This is a genomic window from Bradyrhizobium sp. NBAIM08 (assembly GCF_020193935.1).
GTDB lineage: Bacteria > Pseudomonadota > Alphaproteobacteria > Rhizobiales > Xanthobacteraceae > Bradyrhizobium > Bradyrhizobium yuanmingense.
Window position 1 is genome coordinate 255,226 of record NZ_JADYVR010000003.1, and the last position, 17,928, is coordinate 273,153.

The 17,928-nt window shown below is 64.6% G+C and carries 21 protein-coding genes; 16 read left to right on the forward strand and 5 right to left on the reverse strand.

Going from position 1 to position 17,928, the window contains the following annotated elements; genetic code table 11:
• Positions 1 to 12 precede the first annotated feature (12 nt).
• From I6F37_RS12075 to I6F37_RS12095, 5 genes are all read right to left on the reverse strand, one after another.
• Complete coding sequence (locus I6F37_RS12075; RefSeq protein WP_036006955.1) at positions 13 to 1,077, reverse strand: ketopantoate reductase family protein; 1,065 nt, start codon at positions 1,075 to 1,077, stop codon at positions 13 to 15.
• A 1,023-nt stretch (positions 1,078 to 2,100) separates the two neighbouring features.
• Positions 2,101 to 2,736, reverse strand: a complete 636-nt coding sequence (locus tag I6F37_RS12080) for a MarR family winged helix-turn-helix transcriptional regulator (RefSeq protein WP_036006959.1) — start codon at positions 2,734 to 2,736, stop codon at positions 2,101 to 2,103.
• Between the two features lie 815 nt (positions 2,737 to 3,551).
• The gene (gene fliI / locus I6F37_RS12085; protein ID WP_036006962.1) at positions 3,552 to 4,877 is read right to left on the reverse strand and encodes a flagellar protein export ATPase FliI; all 1,326 of its coding nucleotides are present in this window, start codon (positions 4,875 to 4,877) and stop codon (positions 3,552 to 3,554) included.
• A 40-nt stretch (positions 4,878 to 4,917) separates the two neighbouring features.
• Positions 4,918 to 5,646 (reverse strand): flagellar basal-body rod protein FlgF, encoded by a 729-nt coding sequence (gene flgF, locus I6F37_RS12090; protein WP_225151316.1) that lies wholly within the window; start codon positions 5,644 to 5,646, stop codon positions 4,918 to 4,920.
• Positions 5,647 to 5,649: 3 nt separating this feature from the next.
• A complete protein-coding gene (locus I6F37_RS12095; protein WP_036006968.1) occupies positions 5,650 to 6,438 on the reverse strand; it encodes a DUF1217 domain-containing protein in 789 nt (262 codons plus the stop codon).
• A gap of 143 nt (positions 6,439 to 6,581) precedes the next feature.
• Here I6F37_RS12095 and motA point away from each other — a divergent pair, with 143 nt between their 5' ends.
• The 16 genes from motA (at position 6,582) to fliP (ending at position 17,690) form a co-directional block, all read left to right on the forward strand.
• A complete protein-coding gene (gene motA / locus I6F37_RS12100) occupies positions 6,582 to 7,478 on the forward strand; it encodes a flagellar motor stator protein MotA (RefSeq protein WP_036027433.1) in 897 nt (298 codons plus the stop codon).
• Complete coding sequence (locus I6F37_RS12105) at positions 7,475 to 8,416, forward strand: flagellar motor switch protein FliM (RefSeq protein WP_036006973.1); 942 nt, start codon at positions 7,475 to 7,477, stop codon at positions 8,414 to 8,416. The genes motA and I6F37_RS12105 overlap by 4 nt, the downstream gene beginning before the upstream one ends.
• Positions 8,397 to 8,711, forward strand: coding sequence for a hypothetical protein (locus I6F37_RS12110; RefSeq protein WP_036006976.1), 315 nt, complete (start codon positions 8,397 to 8,399; stop codon positions 8,709 to 8,711). The genes I6F37_RS12105 and I6F37_RS12110 overlap by 20 nt, the downstream gene beginning before the upstream one ends.
• A gap of 76 nt (positions 8,712 to 8,787) precedes the next feature.
• The gene (fliN, locus tag I6F37_RS12115) at positions 8,788 to 9,162 is read left to right on the forward strand and encodes a flagellar motor switch protein FliN (RefSeq protein WP_036006979.1); all 375 of its coding nucleotides are present in this window, start codon (positions 8,788 to 8,790) and stop codon (positions 9,160 to 9,162) included.
• A gap of 2 nt (positions 9,163 to 9,164) precedes the next feature.
• Complete coding sequence (locus I6F37_RS12120) at positions 9,165 to 10,205, forward strand: flagellar motor switch protein FliG (protein WP_036027431.1); 1,041 nt, start codon at positions 9,165 to 9,167, stop codon at positions 10,203 to 10,205.
• Positions 10,206 to 10,218: 13 nt separating this feature from the next.
• The gene (flhB, locus tag I6F37_RS12125) at positions 10,219 to 11,304 is read left to right on the forward strand and encodes a flagellar biosynthesis protein FlhB (RefSeq protein WP_036027429.1); all 1,086 of its coding nucleotides are present in this window, start codon (positions 10,219 to 10,221) and stop codon (positions 11,302 to 11,304) included.
• Between the two features lie 64 nt (positions 11,305 to 11,368).
• A complete protein-coding gene (gene flgB / locus I6F37_RS12130) occupies positions 11,369 to 11,770 on the forward strand; it encodes a flagellar basal body rod protein FlgB (RefSeq protein WP_225151318.1) in 402 nt (133 codons plus the stop codon).
• Between the two features lie 11 nt (positions 11,771 to 11,781).
• Complete coding sequence (gene flgC / locus I6F37_RS12135) at positions 11,782 to 12,198, forward strand: flagellar basal body rod protein FlgC (protein WP_036006988.1); 417 nt, start codon at positions 11,782 to 11,784, stop codon at positions 12,196 to 12,198.
• Positions 12,199 to 12,200: 2 nt separating this feature from the next.
• Positions 12,201 to 12,530, forward strand: a complete 330-nt coding sequence (locus I6F37_RS12140) for a flagellar hook-basal body complex protein FliE (RefSeq protein ID WP_036006990.1) — start codon at positions 12,201 to 12,203, stop codon at positions 12,528 to 12,530.
• Between the two features lie 18 nt (positions 12,531 to 12,548).
• Positions 12,549 to 13,337, forward strand: coding sequence for a flagellar basal-body rod protein FlgG (gene flgG, locus I6F37_RS12145; RefSeq protein WP_036006992.1), 789 nt, complete (start codon positions 12,549 to 12,551; stop codon positions 13,335 to 13,337).
• 13 nt (positions 13,338 to 13,350) lie between these two features.
• Positions 13,351 to 13,827, forward strand: a complete 477-nt coding sequence (gene flgA, locus I6F37_RS12150) for a flagellar basal body P-ring formation chaperone FlgA (protein ID WP_074447553.1) — start codon at positions 13,351 to 13,353, stop codon at positions 13,825 to 13,827.
• Positions 13,824 to 14,954 carry a flagellar basal body P-ring protein FlgI gene (gene flgI / locus I6F37_RS12155; RefSeq protein WP_036007006.1) on the forward strand — a complete coding sequence of 377 codons (1,131 nt, stop codon included), beginning with the start codon at positions 13,824 to 13,826 and terminating at the stop codon, positions 14,952 to 14,954. Before flgA ends, flgI begins: the two co-directional genes overlap by 4 nt.
• A gap of 67 nt (positions 14,955 to 15,021) precedes the next feature.
• Positions 15,022 to 15,768 (forward strand): MotE family protein, encoded by a 747-nt coding sequence (locus tag I6F37_RS12160; RefSeq protein ID WP_036027426.1) that lies wholly within the window; start codon positions 15,022 to 15,024, stop codon positions 15,766 to 15,768.
• A complete protein-coding gene (gene flgH, locus I6F37_RS12165) occupies positions 15,769 to 16,467 on the forward strand; it encodes a flagellar basal body L-ring protein FlgH (protein WP_036007011.1) in 699 nt (232 codons plus the stop codon).
• Between the two features lie 42 nt (positions 16,468 to 16,509).
• A complete protein-coding gene (locus I6F37_RS12170) occupies positions 16,510 to 16,953 on the forward strand; it encodes a flagellar basal body-associated FliL family protein (RefSeq protein WP_057030123.1) in 444 nt (147 codons plus the stop codon).
• The gene (gene fliP, locus I6F37_RS12175) at positions 16,950 to 17,690 is read left to right on the forward strand and encodes a flagellar type III secretion system pore protein FliP (RefSeq protein WP_036007014.1); all 741 of its coding nucleotides are present in this window, start codon (positions 16,950 to 16,952) and stop codon (positions 17,688 to 17,690) included. The genes I6F37_RS12170 and fliP overlap by 4 nt, the downstream gene beginning before the upstream one ends.
• The last annotated feature ends 238 nt before the right edge of the window (positions 17,691 to 17,928 follow it).

The window sequence follows — 17,928 nt, forward strand, 5'->3', positions numbered from 1 at the left end:
GTGGGAGCGGCGCTACTGCGCGCCGGAGCCGCCCTGCACGATCTTCTCGTTCAGCTTCTGGTCCACGGTGTCGACGGTGCGGTCGATCTCGGCGTTGGGCACGCCGAGCTGATGCGAGATCAGCTTCACCAGCAGGTCGACGCGTTCGATGAAGGGCGCACCGCTCGCGACCGCGCGCGCCGCCGATGACGGCTTGAGCAGGCTCTCCGCGGCCTTGGCGTACTTCGCGAACGGCACCTGGTCCTGCGGATCGGCGCCGAGGCGGCGGGCGATCGCATCGACATGGTCGTAGATCGTCTGCGAACGATTGAGATCGCCGTGCACGGCGTCGCGGATCGACTGCGGCTCGTTCGGCGTGATGCAGCGGTAATTGCCGGTCAGCAGCATCGACCATTTCGCCAGCGGCACGAACAGGGAATCGAACACTTTCAGCTTCACCGGCACGTCGTGGCCGTCGAGCGTCACCGCGTCGATGTCGGCCTCCAGCTCGCGCAGCAGCTTGTTGTGCTTCTCGTCGGCGAAGACCGACGCCTTGAAGTTGGTGGGCAGGCCGACATGCAGCACGTTGGCGGCCTCTTCCGGCGGCCGGAAGGCCTGCGGGTCGGGCGAGCACAGCGTCACCAGCCCGGGCTCAAACCGCTCCCACACCTGCGCATTGGTGTAGGCCTCCTCGAGATCCATGTCGGCGAGTGCCGGAATCCGCTTCAGGTAGGGCAGGGGCGGCATGTTCATGATCGACAGGCACGGCAGCTTCGCCGCGGCAATCTTGACCATGAGGACGCGCACCGTGTGGTTGGTGTATTGCGGCTCCTGCATCGCGAGGCCGACCAGATCGTAGCGCGAGAGGTCGACATTGGCCGGCGTGACCGCATCGAGCTTGCCGGGGAGGTTGCGCGAGAAGATCGCCCGGTGCACCGCCTCGTCGCGTAGCTTAATGCGCACCTCGGTACCGTCGCGGTTGATCAGCTCCGCAGTCTTTGCGCGGCAGACCAGGGTCACGTTGTGCCCGGCCATCAGCAGCTTCGTGCCCAGCAGGGAGCCGTAAGAAGCCCCAAGAATCAATATGTTGCGCGCCATGCTCCGTCCCCTGGAAATCTGTGTGATTTTTCCGGCCCCGGCCGTTCCGCGGGGCAGTTGAGGGCATGTAAAGCGAAGCGCAGGGGAATGGCAACTGGGATAATGCATACAAGAGTGCGTCTGGTCCCCGCGGGTTCGAGGGCCAGCCTGGCGGCCTGTTTCGGTCTCGTGTCAACCCAGTGAAGCAAAGATATTCTTCTTTACCGAAATTCGGATTTGTCGTATGTGTCGGTCATCCCGGCTCAATCTCGAGGGGCGATCATGAGGTCGTCATTGTCGCGAGCCGGGCTTGCGGTGGACGCGGCAGCGTCGGGCGCGAAAGGTGCGGGCAGGGAGGGTAGTCCCCGGTGAGCTCGCGGCCGCGCGCGGACGAACGGCGCTGCTAGGTCTCGTCTCGTCTGTAAGTTTCCGGCTTCGTCGACGGAGCTAGAAATACTGCGGCGAAATGGCGGGCCGTGCGTACGGCAAAACCGTGTGGTCCTGGCCGTCGTTGCTACGGTCAAGCTCTTGCGGAGGCGGCATCTCGCGTCAACCGGCGCGGAGGCCGGTGAATTCCGTGAGGGCGAGGGAGGCCAGAAGGAACTCGGCTCCCGGGAGAGCGCGGCATAAGCCGTCCGACCATCGCGCAGGGAAGGCCGAGTGATCGGCACCACCTGTATGCTGCTGTGCGGTTTTCTGCGTGTGCGTTTTGCGCAGCGGACCGCGGGTGCGATGTCAGCACCCGGTCTTCCCTGCGCCCTCTTGCCGATGAGGGCGGCGAGACGAAGCAAAGCTCGGGCGAAATCAGTCGCGAGAATGAATATGCACGTCTGCGACCACACACTCGCTGTCATCGCCCGGCTTGACCGGGCGATCCAGTACTCCGAGACGACAGTTGTTCAATGCAGAGGCCGCGGCGTACTGGATTCCCCGCCTTCGCGGGGAATGACAGCCGTCACTCGGAGAGCGAGCTATCGCCTCATACTCCGTCATTGCTTCGCTTCGCTCGCAATGACGTTGATGGAGCGCCGCTTCTTGGCGGCCTCAGCCCTGGCTCGCCATGCGCTCGCGGTCGAGATGCTGCTCGATCTTGGGGCGGTCACGCGTGCGCTCGAAGCTGGTGCAGAGCAGCTCGGTCTCCTCGAGCGAGATCGGAGCACGATAGAGCCGGCACATGAATTCGGCGTTTCCACGCCCCTTGCCGGTGCCCGGCCCGCGCTCTGCGAGAAACATGCAGTCCCGGCAGATGCTCGCTTCGAGCCGCTGATGGGCAGCATCGAGGTGATTGAGGATCTCGCGGAGAGAGTCGCGCAGCCTGATGCACTCCTCGGTCCCGAGCGACGTCACTGCGTTGACCACGTGATTGATCGGGTCGTGCTGGCTCAGGCATTTCTCGCCCTGCGGCGTGACGTGCAGGACGACGGAACGCTTGTCCTCATGCGACGGCTTTCGCACCAGGAACGACTTGCTCTCCAGAGTCTTCACGATCTGCGACGCCGTCGCGCGTGTGGCGCCGATGAAGCCGGCCAGTGCGGACGGCGTGCGCGAAAACCTGTTGGCGCGCCCGAGAAAGCGCAGCGCCATCCATTCCCGATCGCGCAATCCATGCTGATTGCCTTCGAAATACCAAGCCCGCGCCGCCTGAACCAGCAGCTCGACGGCTTCCCGCGCCAATGGCATGAATCTACCTCGTCCCCGGAACTTCGTCTGCGGCGTCCCGAAGCCGCTTTGCGCCCTGAGTGTCAGACGAGCATGCCCTGTCGAACTCTCGCACAATGGCGCGGATCGCACCGCGCCCGACCTCGGCCGATGAGCGTCGCATCGTCCGCAGCGAGAAGCCGTATCGCTGATGGCATGCCAACGGCGTGGTCGTCGCGCGGGAGCTCGGGTTGCCGTCGCCGGCAAACGGTGGATCGGAGTAGCTCAACCGAAGCCCCCAAAGTTCAAGTCACAAGCAGACGTTTCTTATACTCAACCAAAACGATGGATGAGCTTCTCAACAAAATCAAGTAGAGACCCTCTCACAGGCTGGATGTCGTGGCAGGCGAATGTAACGTTCAAGGGCAATCTCGTTGTTCGGGACACATGATGGTGAACGCAATACATGGCGCGGCGAGTAATATGCACTCGATATTGTGAGAGTTTGATTGCACGCGCGTTGTTGTCTTGCGTTGATGCAAACTGATCGAAGCTTGTGCATCACGATGACGTTTGGCGGCACGTCATCCACAACTTGTGCGTTCTGCCGCGGAATCGTCGAGGGAACTCATTGGAATTGCACGCGGCGGTTGTTCCCGTCGTGCTTGCAGAATAGACTCTTCGATCGCTTGCACAGCGCTTGCCAGCTCGTGCACACCGCGAACGGCGAATTCGCTCACGACGAAAATGGGTGAGCCGGTGTGCACGCGCATGCGCTGGAAGCGTAGCGACATGCGCAATCTCTTGTCGAAAACCACGGGCAGGGCGGACGGCAGGCGCCTCACCCTCTCCACCCGTCAGTCGCCCTTGAGCATGTCCCGAAGCTCGCGGAACGGATCGGCGCTCGGCGGGGCCGATGCGCCCTGTCGCATCGCGTTGTAGATTCGCGGAACCATCTCGACCGCCTGGTCGAGGCCCGAATCACGTCCCGGCTGATAGCCGCCCATCAGGCGAAGGTCGCGCGTGTCCTCGTATTTCGCGATCATGGCGCGCAGCTTGCTCACCAATTCGCGCTCCTCGGGGTCCCAGACGTTGTGGGCGAGGCGGGAGACCGAGGCCAGAACATCGACGGCCGGATAGCGCGCCTGGTCGGCGATGTGCCTTGAGAGCACGATGTGCCCATCGAGCGTGCCGCGGATGGTGTCGGCGATCGGCTCGTTGTGATCGTCGCCGTCGACCAGCACGGAGAAGATCCCGGTGATGGTGCCGGATCCCTCCTCGCCCGGACCGGCGCGCTCGAGCAGGCGCGGCAGATCGGTGAAGACCGTCGGCGCGTAGCCGCGCGCCACCGCGGGCTCGCCGGCGGCGAGCGCGACCTCGCGGGCGGCGTGGGCAAAACGGGTGATCGAATCCACCATCAGCAGGACCGATTCGCCGCGGTCGCGGAAATATTCGGCGACCGCCATCGCCGTCTTCGGCGCCAGTCGCCGCATCATCGGGCTTTCGTCGCCCGTCGAGACGATTGTGACAGCGCGATGACGGTCGTTGCCCAGCACGTCCTCGATGAACTCGCGCACCTCGCGGCCGCGCTCGCCGACCAGGGCCAGCACGACGGTGTCGAAGCCCTGGCTGCGGGCGAGCATCGCGAGCAGCGTCGATTTGCCGACGCCCGATCCGGCAAAGATGCCGACGCGCTGGCCGGCGCAGACCGGCGCGAACAGGTCGATGACGCGTACGCCGGTGCGCAGCGGCTTGTGCACGCGCGCACGCTTCATGGCCGACGGCGCCTCCGCCTCCGCCGAGACCGCCTGCGACCCTTGCGTGAGCGGCCCCTGTCCGTCCAGCGGCGCGCCGAGGGCGTTGATGACGCGGCCCTTCCAGCTCGGATCGGGCGCGAAGGACAGCGGCGGCATCCGGTAGGCCGCCGAGCCGAGCCCGCCACCAAATTGCCGGTCGAACGGCTTGGCGATGATGCCGTCGCTGTCGATCCGCACCACCTCGCCGATCTGGCGCTTACCGCCGCAATCGACGCCGATGAGCTCGCCGAGCCTGACGAAGCGCGACAGGCCGGAGACGCGGAAATGCGTCGGCGCGATCTCGGAGATCGCGCCACTGACGCTTGCCAGGGGAGTGCTCTGCTGAAGCTCCAGCAGCGCCCACTCGAGTTGCCGAAGAGCGTTCAAGGAAACCGTCCAACCTCATCCTGCGCGCTTGGCGCGCAATCTACTTGCCGGGTTCGCCGAGGGTCCGGATCGCGTTCTGCAGCGAGCTCTCGGTGCCCTCGATCATCGAGTTGGTGCCATCGAAAGCGCGCGATGCCGAGATCAGCCGCGTCAGTTCGAGCATCGGATTGGCGCCGGAGCCTTCGACATAGCCCTGCTTGAAGCCGTCCCGGGAGAAGTCCGCGATGGCGGTCACTGGCCGGTCGGGCGTCACGCCGGAATTGCCATAGCGTTCGAGATTGGCGTCGGCCGGAATGCTGAACAGGCCGATGGTGCCGATCTCGTTGTTGTCCTGGATGATCGCGCCGCTGCGCGCGATCGAGATCGGTCCGCCGTTCGGGTCGAGCGTGATCTGCGCGCCGCCGGAATCGACGATCGGAAAGCCGCTCACGGTCTGAAGATCGCCGTTGGGGGCGATCTGGAGCCGGCCGTCGCGCGTGTAGACCGTGCCGTTCGGACCGGCGAAGGCGATCCAGCCCTGGCCGACCACGGCGACGTCCAGCGGGTTGCCGCTCTCGGTAATGTTGCCCATCTCGCGCGAGATGATGTTGTCGCCGGGCGAGGAGAACGCCACCGGCGTCGGACCGGCCTTGGACAGCACGGTCTCGAACTTCACCACGTCGGTGCGGAACGCGGCCGTGTTGACGTTGGCGACGTTGTTGGCGATCGTCTGGAGGCGCTTTTCGAGGGCGACCTGCGCCGACAATCCCACATAGAGAGCCGATTGCATGACTTACCTGTTGAACTTGATGTTCTGAAGCGTCGTGAGCACGTTGGTATCCATGCTGACCGACGTCGCGGCGCCGGCGATCAGGACCAGCGCGGGATTGGTCGAGCTGTCGTTCCGGGCCTGGGTCGCATCCCACATCGCCGCAAAGCGCTGCACGAACTTGGTCACCTTGGCGGGATCCTGGAAGTCGGTGAGCTTGATCTTGTCCGCGATCATCTTGGCCTGGGCGTCGATGTTCGCCGCGCTGATCGTCGACGGCAGGCCGAGCGCGGTCTGCACCACCTGCGTCAGCGCCTTGTCGGCCAGGATCTGGTAGGCGGTCGTGATCGTGGAAGCCTTGCGGGTGAAATACAGCGCCAAACGCAGGCCTTCGTTCTGATCGCCGGCCTTCTCCTCCATCGTCTGCGTGACGTACTGGGTCGCGGTGCCGGTCGTGGCCGCGGCGGTCTGGGTCGCCTTGTCGCCGAGTGCGGCGAAATTGAAGGCGGTCGCGAATTGCCGGTAGCGGGTGTCGGTCAGCTTGTTGGCGAAGGCGTCCTTGCTCGTGACCCCCTCGGTCAGCACCTTGCGCATGAACGCCTTGGCGTAGGTCATGTCGCTGAGGCCATAGGCCTTCATCGCATAGGAATAGAGACGATAGTCCTTCAGGAAATCGTCGATAGTCTTCACTTTGCCGATATGGCCGAGGAAATAGTCGGTGTCGCGGCTGACGTCCGGCTGCTTCGCGACCTGCGTCAGCGACTTGCCCATGTCTTTGGTCAGCCTGGTGTAGTCCGCGATGGTGGATAGCATGACACGCGCCCCTCTGGCCGCAGGTCGCGACCCCGCTTCAAGCTGCCGCCAATTGCTTGCGCGGGGCTGGCGACCTCGAAGCCAGCTTCGCGCAAGCGTCGCCGACTAGGTATTCCAGGTGGGATCGGCGATGGAGCGGCGCGTTGGGCAGTTTCGTGGGGATTTTCATCACGGTAGCGGCGCTGCTCGGCGGCTTTGCCGCCATGGGCGGGCACCTGGCCGTGCTCATGCAGCCGTGGGAGTTCGTGATCATCATGGGAACCGCGGTCGGCACCTTCATCGTGGCCAATCCATGGAAGACGGTGGTGGACACGGGCGTCGCCTGCATGCAGGCCATCACCGGCGCGGTGCCCGGCCAGCGCTACTACCTTGACTTGCTCGGCGCGCTCCACGCTCTGATGCGCGAGCTGCGGGGCAAGGGGCGCAACGAAGTCGAGGCGCATATCGACGACCCCTCGAATTCCGAGATCTTCAAGGCGTTCCCGAGCGTGCTCGGAGATCCCTCGCTGCTCCAGTTCATCTGCGACTATGTCCGTCTCATCATCATGGGCAATGCGCGCACGCACGAGATCGAGGCACTGATGGACGAGGAGATCCATACCATCGTGAAAGGCAAGCTGGCGCCCTATCATGCGCTGGTGACGGTGTCCGAGGCGCTGCCGGCGCTCGGCATCGTCGCCGCCGTGCTTGGCGTCATCAAGGCGATGGGCGCGCTCGACCAGTCTCCGAAGCTATTGGGCGGCTTTATCGGTGCAGCCCTGGTGGGCACCTTCGCAGGCATCTTCCTGTCCTATGGCGTGCTTTCGCCCTTCGCGATCAAGATCAAGATGACGCGTGAGAAGAAATGCCGGCCCTACATCATCGTCAAGCAGACGCTGCTGGCGTTCATGAACGGTGCCATGCCGCAGATCGCCGTCGAGCACGGCCGCAAGATGATCTCCAGCAGCGAACGTCCCTCGATCGACGTCGTCGAGAACGAGACGATCGCAGGTCCCAAGCCCGTCGCTGCCGACGCTGAACCCAAGGCGGCGCGCGCATGATGATGGAAGACGCTGAAGTCGACCAGCGCAAGCAGCTGCCGAACTACCTGCTGGACGCTGCCGGCATATCGATCGAGCGTATGCCGATGCTCAATGTGATCTTCGATCGCATGGCGGCATCGTGCACCGACAGCCTGCAGCCGATGGCCGGAACGCCCTGCTATTTCTCGGTCAACGGCATCACCAACGATCCGCTCGGCGACATCATCAAGGACTACGAGGGCAACGCGGTCGCGGCCGTGCTCTATGCCGAGCAGTGGGATTCGCGCGTCATTATCATGCTCGACCGCGACTTCGTATTCACGATGGTCGAGGCGATGTTCGGCTCTGACGGAGCGGAACCGCCGCTTGACGTCGAACGGACGTTCTCGAACATTGAGATACGGCTGGTCCAGGCGCTGTTCGAGCGGTTCGCCAAGGCGCTGCAAGGCGCCTTCGCCGGAACGTCCAACGTCACCTTCCGCGTCGAGCGTGTCGAGACCGCGATGGCGTCGCTGGCGATCGGACGCGCCAGCAACATGTCGATCTGCGCGAACATGATGGTGCAGGCACTCTACCGCGGCGGTCAGATGTTCCTGATCATTCCGCACTCCGCGCTCAACCCGCTGCGTCAGAAGCTCGCTCACGTGGTCGTCAGCGACGGTCGCGCCGCCGACCCACGCTGGCGCGAACAGATGGAAAGCGAGGTGCAGCGGACCGAGGTGACCCTCAGCGCCGTCCTCGACGAGAAGATGGTGACGCTCGGCGACGTCGTGAAGTTCGAGGTCGGGCAGGTGCTCGAGCTCGAGGCCACGCCGCGCACGCTGGCCCGTCTCGAAAGCAACAATCAGGTGTTGTTCTGGTGTCAGATCGGCCAGCTCGACGGCTATTACGCCATGCAGGTGGCAGATCCCGTCGATCAGAAGCGGGAGTTCGTCGATGATATCCTATCTCGTTGATATCGTGCTGCTGGTTGCGCTCGCCTTCACCAGCCTGCGGGTGACCAGGATGCATCGCGAGCTGGCGCGGCTGCGCAGCTATCAGGGCGAATTCTCAACCATCATGCACGAGACCGCGGGTGCCTTCGACACGGTCATCACCGCGGCGCACGATTCCACGGCGAATCTCGGACGCCTCGCCAACGTGCTGAGCACGAAGATCGACCAGGCTCACGAGGCGATCGCAGCGCTCGATGCGCGCAGCGGGCTCGCACCCGCGGCGACGGCCGCGACCGCCGAGCTGAACAAGCACTGAATGCCGGCACCGGCAGAGCAATACGGCCGGAACGCCACGGCGCTCCGGCAGCGGAAGTACCAAGAGGCGATACCATATGGCGCAATCATTCGACTACGAGTCTGCACCTGCATCGGCTGAGACCGAGACGTCACCGCTGGAACGCTTGGCCGAGATCGCCCAGCGCACGGCCGAGGAGACCGGCAAGTTCGCCAATGTCGACGCCATCTTGCGCATTCCCGTCACCATGCAGGTGGTGCTGGGATCGGCGACCATTCCGGTGGCGAACCTGATGAAGCTCGGACGCGGCGCGGTGGTTCCGCTCGATCACCGGGTCGGGGAGCCCGTCGACGTCGTCGTCAACGGCCGCATCGTCGCCCGCGGCGAGGTGGTCGTCGTCGAAGAGGACAATTCCCGCTTCGGCGTCTCACTCACGGAGATCGTCGGACCGCTGGGGCAGGGTGATACCTGACCATGGCGGCACCGGTCGGCATCGCTCCCGTCAAGCAGCGAGGCGTTACCACGCTGGGCGGCACGGAAAAGGTCGCCGCGCTCCTGCTGGCCATGGGCCGGCAGGCGGCGGCGAGCGTGCTTCAGCAGTTCGAGCCGCAGGAGATCCGCATCGTCACCAAGGCGGCGGCGGAGCTGCGGCCGATCACCGCGCAGGAGCTCGAGGGGATCGTCGAGGAGTTCGCCCAGCAGTTCTCGATGGGCGCGAACATTCTCGGCACCCTCGGTGGCCTGGAAGCGGTGCTCGGCGACGTGCTTCCGGCCGATCAGGTTTCGGCGATCATGACGGACCTACTCGGCAATTCGAGCCGCTCTGTGTGGGACCGCGTCTCGTCGGTGTCGGAAAATTCGCTGGCCACCTACCTGTCCAAGGAGCATCCGCAGACCGCGGCGCTCATCCTGTCCAAAGTCAAGCCGTCCTGCGCCGCCAAGGTCATGAGCCAGCTGCCGTCGAGTCTGCGCAACGAGTTGATGCGGCGCGTGCTCAGCCTCAAGCCGATCGTTGATGACGCCATGAAGGTCCTCGAGAAGACGCTGCACGAAGATCTGACGCTGAATTTCGCCCGCAACCTCGGCGCCGACACCTACGCCCGCGTCGCCGACATCATCAACAAGATGGAGCGCGGCCACATCGAGGACATCCTGAAGAGCCTGTCGGAGAAGCGTCCGAAGTCGGCCGAGGTGCTAAAGGAGCTGTTGTTCACCTTCGACGACGTCATCAACCTGGCGCCGAAGGCGCGCACCATGATCTTCGACCAGGTTCCGACCGACCGCATCGTGGTCGCACTGAAGGGCACCGACAAGCATTTCCGCGAGGTGATCCTGTCCGCGGTCGCCTCGCGCGTCCGCCGCGTCGTCGAGGCCGAGCTCGCGATCGGCGAGCCGTCGAACCAGCGCGACGTGCTCGAGGCGCGCCGTGTGATCACCGACCTTGCACTCGACCTCGCGGAGAAGGGCGAAATCGAGCTCAACCCCGAGCAGGAGGATGGGCTGGTCTTCCGCTGACCGCTGAACGGGCATGGCAGAAACATCCGATCAGGAGAGCAAGACAGAAGAGCCGACCGAGAAGAAAGTCCGCGATGCGCTCGAACAGGGCAAGATTCCGGTCTCTCGGGAGGCCTCCATTTTCGCCTCGATGGCCGCGCTGATGGTGATCCAGGCATTCCTGATCGGCCAGGGCGTGCAGCAATTGACGCCGACGCTGAAGAGCCTGCTCGACGATCCCGAGGGCTTCCCGCTCTCGACCGGTGCGGACGCGCAGAACCTGCTCACCGTGGTCGGCCTGCAGGCGCTGCGGTTCCTGGTACCCTTGGTGGTCATCCTGGTTGTGTTCGGGCTCGCGGCCTCGCTGCTGCAGAACGCGCCGCGCCTGGTGCTCGAGCGGATCAAGCCTGACATGTCGCGAATCTCTCCAGTCAGCGGCTGGAAGCGGTTGTTCGGGACGCAGGGCCTGATCGAGTTCGCCAAGTCGTTGTTCAAGCTCGCCGCGGTGACCGCCGTGGTCGCCTTCGTGCTGCGCGCGTCCGAAGCGAGGGCGTTCGAGGCCATGTACACCGACCCGGTCGCGCTGCCGGAGATGATCCTCAACATCGCGATGCGCATCGTCTCGGCGATCTGCATCGCCACCATCGTGCTGGTTGCGATCGATCTCGCCTGGGCGCGCTTCCACTGGCGGCGCGAGCTGCGCATGACCAAGCAGGAGATCAAGGACGAGCACAAGCAGGCGGAAGGCGATCCCCTGATCAAGGCGCGCCTGCGCTCGCTGGCGCGCGACCGTTCGCGCCAGCGCATGATCGCCTCGGCCTCGCGCGCGACGCTGGTGATTGCCAATCCGACGCACTTCGCGATCGCGCTGCGCTACAAGCGCGAGGAAAACGCCGCGCCGCTGGTCGTGGCCAAGGGCATGGACGTGATCGCGCTGAAGATCCGCGAGATTGCCGAGCAGAACCGAATCCCCGTCATCGAAAACAAGGCGCTGGCGCGCGCGCTCTACGAGGCAGTCCAGGTCGATCAGGTGATTCCGGCGGAATTCTTCCGGCCCGTTGCCGAGATCATCTACTTCCTCCAATCCAAGCAGGCGCCGCGGCCCGAGAACGTTCGATAGATTTCCGAGGATGGTGCTTCGCGCAACAGCTTGACGAAAGCTTAACGCCCTAGGCTCGTCCCGAATGGATCAGAATGGGGCCGTCGTGGGACCGCTTTTTCTCTTCGAACTCGCATCGTCGCAGGCGCGCTATCTCGAGCTGCGTCAGTCGACCATCGCCGCCAACGTCGCCAACGCCAACACGCCGGGCTTTCGGGCGCGCGACGTCGAGCCGTTCAACAAGGTGCTCGATGGCATGCCGGTGAGGCTTGCGACGACGTCGCCTTCGCACATGCAATTGGCCGCAGCCGAGACCGACACGCGGGCGACCGCGAAGAAGGACAGCTGGGAAGTGGTTCACTCCGGCAACTCCGTCAGCCTCGAGCAGGAAATGATCAAGGGCAGCGACGTCAATCGCGACTATTCGATGAACGCGGCGATCGTGCGGTCGTTTCACCGCATGGTGCTGTCGAGTGCAAAGGCCTGAGGTGAATTGACATGCTGGACTCATTGAGCGCCTCGCTGACGGTCGCAAGCTCCGGGCTCGAAGCGCAGTCGACGCGCATGCGCATCGTCTCGGAAAACCTCGCGAACGCCACCTCGACGGGGCGCGCCGCCGGCGCCGATCCGTATCAGCGCAAGACCATCACCTTCGATGCGGCGATGGATCGCGCCTCGGGCGCACAGCTCGCGAAGGTCAAGGAGATCGGGGTCGACACCACGCCTTACCGGGTGGAGTACGATCCGGGGCATCCCGCCGCCGACAAGGCCGGCTACGTCAAGCTGCCGAACGTGAACATGATGATCGAGATGGCCGACATGCGGGAGGTCAACCGCTCCTATGAGGCCAATCTCCAGGTCGTGAAGCAGGTGAGGTCCATGCTCGGCATGACCATCGATCTCTTGAGGAGCTGACCATGCTTGAGGCGATTTCATCCACCGCGATTTCCGCAGGGCAAGCCGCGAGCCGTGCGACCGAGACGCAGGCCGTCTCGCCGGCGGCGACCACCGCGATCCAGACCAGTGACGACGTCGGCTTCGAATCGGTGATGAAGCAGGTGACGTCGGATGCGATCGGGACGCTGAAGGCGGGCGAGGCGGCATCGATCTCTGCAATGCAGGGCAAGGAATCGACGCGCCGCGTCGTGGAAGCGCTGATGTCGGCCGAGCAGGCCCTGCAGACGGCGGTCGCGGTTCGCGACAAGGTCGTCCAGGCCTACCAGGAAGTCGTTCGGATGTCGATTTGATCTGAAGGAGTGGGACCAGTGAAATCGCTCGCCATCGCGGCCACGGGCATGAACGCCCAGCAGACCAACATCGAAGTCATCGCGAACAACATCGCCAACATCAACTCGACCTCCTACAAACGGGCGCGCGCGGAGTTCACCGATCTGTTCTACCAGATGGACCGCATGCAGGGGGTCGCGAACACCAACGGCTCGTCGCCGATTCCGGAAGGTGCCAATCTCGGCCTCGGCGTCAAGTCCGCGGCGATCCGCAAGCTGCACATCCAGGGCGCGCTGACGCAGACCGGCAATCCCTATGATCTCGCGATCAATGGACGTGGCTGGTTTCAGGTGCTCGGCCCCAACAACGAGGTGCAATACACCCGTGCGGGCTCGTTCAACGTCAACGCCAACGCTCAGCTGGTCACGATCGACGGTTACCTGCTGGATCCCGCGATCACCATCCCGCAGGGGACGGTCGAGGTCACCGTCAACCAGACCGGCCAGGTGTTTGCCAAGCTCGACACGGAAGTGAATCCGCGGCAGATCGGCCAGCTCAACCTCGCCAACTTCGCCAACGAAGCGGGTCTCGAGCCGCTGGGCAGCAATCTCTACAAGGAGACCACGGCGTCCGGCACGCCGGTCGTCGGTCTGCCGGGCGATGCCGGCTATGGCAAGATCAACCAGAAATGGCTCGAGGCCTCGAACGTCGACCCGGTCAAGGAAATCACCGAGTTGATCTCGGCACAGCGAGCCTACGAAATGAATGCCAAGGTCATCCAGGCCTCGGATGAAATGGCCCAGACGGTCTCGAAGGGCATGCGCTAGTTCCGGTGTCTCGATGTTGAACAGGGTGGGCCTGATCGTGCGCGGGTTGGCCGCCGTGCTGCTGGTTCTCGTAACGGCGCGGGTCGCCGCGGCCGAGGAGAAGCGGCTTCCCGTGCCGGCCGTCTCGATCCGCGCCGGCGAGCTGATCCGCGAGGAGATGATCACCGAGCGCGCCTTCGCGCCGAGCCTGCTCGGCGTCGCCATGTTCATCGAGGCGCGTCAGATCCTGGTCGGCCGCATGGCGCGGCGCGCGCTGTTACCGGGCCAGCCCATTCCGACGAACGCGGTGGAGGACCCCTGGACCGTCGCGCGCGGCGCCATGGTCAAGGTCGTGGTCGAGGACAGCGGCCTCTCCATCGTCACTTACGGCTCGGCCATGCAGTCGGGTGCGGCCGGCGCGCTGATCCCCGTGCGCAATACGGACACCGGCGTGATCATCAGGGGCGTCGTCCAGCCGGACGGCAGCGTCAAGGTCATGGACGGGTCATGACCAGGCTCCTGCTTGCGCTCATGCTGCTGGTGTCGGCCGCCGGCGCCCAGGCCGCCGTCCGCATCAAGGACATAGCGGACATCAAGGGTTTGCGCGAGAACCAGATCGTCGGCTACGGCCTCGTCATCGGCCTCAACGGTACCGGCGACACGCTGCGCAACGCTCCGTTCACCGAACAGTCCCTGCAGTCGATGCTCGAGAACATGGGCATCAACGTCAGGAACGAGACCACGAGCACCAACAATCCCCCGCGTCCGACCACGCTGCGCACGCGCAACGTCGCAGCGGTGATGGTGACGGCGGACCTGCCGCCTTCGATCGGGCCCGGCGAGCGCATGGACGTCACCGTGTCCTCGCTCGGCGATGCGACGTCGCTGCTCGGCGGCACATTGGTGATGACGTCGCTGCGCGCGGCGGACGGCGCCGTCTATGCGGTGGCACAGGGCGCGATCACGGTTGCCGGCTACAGCGTCGGAGGCCAGGCGCAGAACGTCAGCCAGGGCACGCCGACGGCCGGGCGCATCCCGAACGGTGCGCTGGTCGAACGCGAGGTGCAGGGAAGTCTCCACGAGATGGAGTTCCTGGTGCTACAGCTGAAGAACCCGGACTTCGTCACCGCAACGCGCATCCTGGACGCTGTCAACCGCTACGCCGGCGGTCGCTACCGCGCGCAGATCGCCTTCGAGCGCGACTACCGCACCATCGTGCTGTCGAAGCCGCGTCATGTCGGCCCTGTCCGCTTCCTCGCCGAGATCGGCGAATTGGTGGTCGAGCCGGATACGCCGGCGCGCGTCGTGATCAACGAGCGCACCGGCACGGTCGTGATCGGGCGCGACGTGCGGATATCCACCGTCGCCGTGACCCACGGCAATCTGACGGTTCGCGTCACGGAGATGCCGGTTGTGTCGCAGCCGGCGCCGTTCTCGCGGGGACAGACGGTGGTCGTCCCGCAGACCGTGGTCGAAGCCAACGAGGCCGGATCGCAGGTGGCGATCCTGAGCGGGGTCGATCTCCAGCGCCTGGTGCGCGGGCTGAACCAGATTGGCCTGAAGCCATCGGGGATCATCGCGATCCTGCAGGCGATCAAGACGGCAGGCGCGCTCCAGGCCGACGTCATCGTGCAATGATGCGCAAGCGTCGTGCAAGCTTGGTCGCTCAATGCTCAGGTCTGAAGCGAGAATCGCACGCGGCCCGATGCTGAAGCTGGATCACAAAGGCAAACTCCTCCTGCTGGCCGCGGCAGCAATGCTCGCGAGCGCCTCGCCCGCGCTCGCCTTGGACGAGGCCAAGCCGTCGAAACCGCTCAACCTGCTCTCCTTCGCCCGCGCCCGCGCGGGCGGACCGCAGAAGCCGCAGCCGTCGGCCACCGCGACACCTGTCGACAATGCGTCGGTCCGGGCCACGGCATGGGCGGCCGAAGATTCGGGCCCCGCGGTCACCGGTGCGGTGCCGGAGACACCGGCGCCTGCCCGTCCGGCCAAGCCTGGCAGCGTCACGGCGCCGCCGAAGCCTGCACCGCCGCAGGCTGCGCCGCCCCCTGACAACGAAATCGCGCTGTTCTGCAGCAACGTCGCCGATCCCGCCGTCGATGCCAGGCTGGCCTGGCAGCTCAAGGAGCTCGAGAAGGCGGAGAGCCTGCTGCGCGAGCGCATCGCCGAGGTCGAGGCCAAGCGCGCCGAATACGAGAAGTGGATGGCGCTGCGCGACGACTTCCTGAAGAAGGCCGAAGCGAGCGTCGTCGAGATCTATTCGCGCATGAAGCCCGAAGCTGCGGCGACGCAGATCGCCGGCATGGCCGACGAGACCGCTGCCGCCGTGCTCGCCAAGCTCAGCCCGCGCAGTTCGAGCGCGATCTTCAACGAGATGGACACGGCACGCGCGGCGCACCTCGCAGACCTGCTCGGCGGCATGCGTCGCGTGGACGACGGAAAGAGCAAATAGATGAACAGGCCGATCCTTTCCTTGCTCGCGGCGTCGGTGCTCCTGGCCGGGTGCTACCATCCGGCCGAAGTCCTGACCGGTCCGCAGATGTCGCCCGTCGGCAGCGGCCTGCGGATGCAGGCCGATCCGATCCCGGTGACGCCGCGCATGCGCACGCCCGTCAGCTATCGCTCGACCTGGGACGACGGCACCGATCTCTACCGCGATCCGCGCGCCCGCCGCACCGGCGACGTCGTGACGGTGATCATCTCGATGCAGGACAAGGCCAAGCTCGACAACAAGACTGGCCGTTCGCGCGATTCGCAGGTCAAGTTCGGGCTCGACTGGCTGATGGACATCGCTGGATGGAGCGACACGGGTTCGGCCAACGCCAATCTCAGCACCAATACCCAGATCAAGGGCAACGGCCAGATCGACCGCACCGAGGACATCAGGCTCTCGATCGCGGCCGTCGTCACCGACGTGCTGCCGAACGGCAATATGATGATCAGCGGCTCGCAGGAATTTCGCGTCAACACGGAGATGCGCGTGCTCAAGGTCGGCGGCATCGTGCGTCCGCGCGATATCTCGCGAGCCAACACCATCTCCTACGACAAGATCGCCGAGGCGCGCGTGTCCTATGGCGGGCGCGGAAATCTGTCGGACGTGCAGCAGCCTGGATGGGGACACCGGATCTATGACGCCGTGGCACCATTCTGACGCCCGAGCCGGCCTGATCGCGCCGCGATGGCGGGCGACGCCATGCGCCTGATCGCCGCCATCGTCGTGCTGACCCTGATCGCGATCGGCGCGGGCGCGATTGCCGGTTTGCATCTGATCGCGACCGCCGAACGCGTTGCCGACGCCAAGAAGAACGCCACATCGCCGCCGATCGCGTCGAGCTACGCCGGCAGCGCGCGGCTCAGGAAATTGTCTCCGATCGTGACCAATCTCGCGGCGCCAGCCAACAATTGGGCGCGCATAGAAGCCTCGATGGTGACCGACAGCATGAGCGACGAGGATGCCGGCATTCTGGCCGCCCATATCAGCGAGGACATCGTGACCTATCTGCGGTCGGCTACGGTGGCGCAGTTCGAGGGATCGCGCGGGCTCCAGCATCTGCGCGACGACCTGACCGAGCGCGCCAGTATCCGCTCGTCAGGCAAGGTCCGCGAATTGATCATCGAAACGCTGGTGATCCAGTGAGGGTGAAAGTCCTGCTGCTCGCGCTGGTTCTGGTCGTGCTGCCCGAAGCGGCGCTGGCCCAGATTCCCGACCTGAATTCGCTGCTGCCGCCCGGAAACGGCTCGACAAGCGGCCGGATCATCCAACTGATGGCGCTGATCACGGTGCTGTCGGTGGCGCCGGGGTTGCTGATCATGGTGACGAGCTTCACGCGATTTGCGGTGGCGTTGTCGTTCCTGCGCGCCGGTCTCGGCCTCCAGACCACGCCCGCCAACCTGGTGCTGATCAGCCTCGCGCTGTTCATGACCTTCTATGTCATGGCGCCGACCTTCGACCGGGCCTGGGAGAGCGGCGTCCAGCCGCTGATGAAGAACGAGATATCGGAAGAGGAAGCCTATCTGAAGATCACGGACCCGTTCCGCGAGTTCATGCTGGCCCATGTCCGCGACAAGGATCTCCAGACCTTCGAAGCGCTCGCCGCCGAAAGCTTCCGCAGGAAGTTCGACGACAAGCGGGTCGATCTGCGCGTCATCATTCCGGCCTTCATGATTTCCGAGCTCCGGCGCTCGTTCGAGATCGGATTCCTCATCATCCTGCCGTTCCTGGTGATCGACATGATCGTGGCGACGCTGACCATGTCGATGGGCATGATGATGATGCCGCCGACGATCCTCGCGCTGCCGTTCAAGATGCTGTTCTTCGTGCTGATCGACGGCTGGAATCTGCTGGCCTCCGGGCTGGTCCGCTCGTTCTCGTGAGCGCCGCGAGCGCCCGCCGGCCGATTATGGTTAAACGAAACGCGCTGGATATGGTTAGCGGCGCGTAATTTTAACCATATGATTTTGCTGCGGAATTCAAGCTCGTCTTAATGCGGAAGCAAGATTCGGCGTGCTAGCAACACGGTACGGCGGGTTGGACCCACACAGATCGGTCCAAAGGCATGATGCCGCCCTTCCGTACCGGTGAAAGCCCGGTATGTCCCCTCGTGAAAATGTA

Coding starts and splice junctions, on each gene's coding strand:
- I6F37_RS12075 (WP_036006955.1), bottom strand. CDS start 1,077: ATGGCGCGCAACATATTGATTCTTGGGGCTTCTTACGGCTCCCTGCTG.
- I6F37_RS12080 (WP_036006959.1), bottom strand. CDS start 2,736: ATGCCATTGGCGCGGGAAGCCGTCGAGCTGCTGGTTCAGGCGGCGCGG.
- flgF (WP_225151316.1), bottom strand. CDS start 5,646: ATGCAATCGGCTCTCTATGTGGGATTGTCGGCGCAGGTCGCCCTCGAA.
- I6F37_RS12095 (WP_036006968.1), bottom strand. CDS start 6,438: ATGCTATCCACCATCGCGGACTACACCAGGCTGACCAAAGACATGGGC.
- I6F37_RS12105 (WP_036006973.1), top strand. CDS start 7,475: ATGATGATGGAAGACGCTGAAGTCGACCAGCGCAAGCAGCTGCCGAAC.
- I6F37_RS12110 (WP_036006976.1), top strand. CDS start 8,397: ATGATATCCTATCTCGTTGATATCGTGCTGCTGGTTGCGCTCGCCTTC.
- fliN (WP_036006979.1), top strand. CDS start 8,788: ATGGCGCAATCATTCGACTACGAGTCTGCACCTGCATCGGCTGAGACC.
- I6F37_RS12120 (WP_036027431.1), top strand. CDS start 9,165: ATGGCGGCACCGGTCGGCATCGCTCCCGTCAAGCAGCGAGGCGTTACC.
- flhB (WP_036027429.1), top strand. CDS start 10,219: ATGGCAGAAACATCCGATCAGGAGAGCAAGACAGAAGAGCCGACCGAG.
- flgB (WP_225151318.1), top strand. CDS start 11,369: ATGGATCAGAATGGGGCCGTCGTGGGACCGCTTTTTCTCTTCGAACTC.
- flgC (WP_036006988.1), top strand. CDS start 11,782: ATGCTGGACTCATTGAGCGCCTCGCTGACGGTCGCAAGCTCCGGGCTC.
- I6F37_RS12140 (WP_036006990.1), top strand. CDS start 12,201: ATGCTTGAGGCGATTTCATCCACCGCGATTTCCGCAGGGCAAGCCGCG.
- flgA (WP_074447553.1), top strand. CDS start 13,351: ATGTTGAACAGGGTGGGCCTGATCGTGCGCGGGTTGGCCGCCGTGCTG.
- flgI (WP_036007006.1), top strand. CDS start 13,824: ATGACCAGGCTCCTGCTTGCGCTCATGCTGCTGGTGTCGGCCGCCGGC.
- I6F37_RS12160 (WP_036027426.1), top strand. CDS start 15,022: ATGCTGAAGCTGGATCACAAAGGCAAACTCCTCCTGCTGGCCGCGGCA.
- flgH (WP_036007011.1), top strand. CDS start 15,769: ATGAACAGGCCGATCCTTTCCTTGCTCGCGGCGTCGGTGCTCCTGGCC.
- I6F37_RS12170 (WP_057030123.1), top strand. CDS start 16,510: ATGCGCCTGATCGCCGCCATCGTCGTGCTGACCCTGATCGCGATCGGC.